At 61.3% G+C, this 1,498-nt stretch carries 1 protein-coding gene; it reads right to left on the bottom strand.

Annotated features, from left to right (window positions below):
• Positions 1-860: hypothetical protein (locus tag CVA01_RS14710; protein WP_170209824.1), on the bottom strand; the 860-nt coding region annotated here is incomplete at its 3' end.
• Positions 861-1,498: the final 638 nt, after the last annotated feature.

Below are 1,498 nucleotides of genomic sequence, written 5' to 3'. Positions count from 1 at the left end.
CCGAACGTGCCGCCGAGCGTGAGGTGTATGCGGCGAAGAACTCGGGTGTGTTGGGTCGTAAGGCCCGCATTAGCGCTGCGCAGGACAGGTTCGAGGTGGCCCGTGGGGCCCGTTGGCGTGCCCAGGCCGAGGTGGATCGGTTGCGTGGTCTGCTGCCGCCGGATGAACGGTATGAGGAGATCATGGCCTCGGCGGGTAACCGGTCTGGGTGGGCTCGCCGGTTCGATCAGGCGACGATGCTGGATGAGAAGGCCATTGATGCCGCCCAGGCCAGGATTCACCGGCTGGTCGCAGATCGTGGCCTGTGGCGGGATCGCCGCCGGGCGGCGGAGACGTTGCTGGAGGCGAGTGCCCCGGCGACCCGTGAGCAGGTCAAGGCACGACTGGAGCAGCTGCGGGAAGAGCTGGAGGCCAAGCATGCTGCCGAGGCCGCGGAGATGGCGTGGCAGGCCGAGGATGTTCCCCCGGTGCCCGAGCACATCCATGCCGAAGATGCCGAAGATTCCGAAGATACTGGGCCGCAGGAGCGTCGTCGGCGGGGTCGTGAGTTCCTGAATCAGCTGCGGGCAGGGCGTACGGCACACGCGCGCGATGGTGCAGGTACGGCTAGCCAGTTCGGAGAGGTCGGAGTCCGTACCGGTATCACCGTCAGTGAGCACGAGCCGGTGAGCAGCGCTGTGCCAGAGAAGAAGCAGTCGAACTCTGTGCTTACTGCCTGGCGTGCCCACCGTGTTGACCAGCGACGCGAGGATGCGGTCCTCGCTGGTGAAGCTCAGTCGGTGATGACTACGTTGCGTGACGTCACTGTGACGGTGCGCAGTGGCAAAAGCGTGCGTGAGGCAGATGGTGGTCACGGCCATCAGAGGGCTGATAAGGGGCTGGCATCGGTTGTGCCGGGAGTGTTCGCTCACCCATTGACCTTGACACCAATGTCGAGACCAGGGGCAACCAGTGATCGAGGGGCTACCGTGGAGGGTCCTGCTAATCCTGCACCCGAGAAAAGGCAAGCACCTGATGGGCCAGGTATTTGAGACCTGCTGTCTCGAAACCACAGGTCAGATGTCACCTACCCGTGTAGCTTTCCCATCAACGGGAGGCTGGAGCATCTGCGCGGTATCGCCCTGGGGATCAGGAACTTGGACCACTACATCTTGAGGTCACTGATCCACAAGGGCAAGGTAGGCGAAGCCGACTACAGCACTCCACGATGACGGACCGTCGGACATTGCGATTAGCAGACATCCTATGACCAGCAGAGTCACAGGTGAGCTGAATATCCTGAAGCTCACGTTTTTCTTTCTGTCGGGAAACTCCCAGTAGATGCTCTGAATGGCCGTGCGTTTACCTCTGGCAATGCTAGACAGCGGATGACTGGGTGGTGCTATCGATATGCTGCTGTTTGTATGTACGTGGCAGTCTGTTGTCGAAGTATGCGCCCAGGATGCAGCCGATTGTCAGAAGGACGAGTAGCGCGATCATTCCGGCGAACTGCTCTAGT

Source organism: Corynebacterium variabile (assembly GCF_006539825.1).
GTDB lineage: Bacteria > Actinomycetota > Actinomycetes > Mycobacteriales > Mycobacteriaceae > Corynebacterium > Corynebacterium variabile.
Note: the sequence above shows the minus strand (reverse complement) of the source record. Positions and strands in the feature narration are given on the sequence as shown.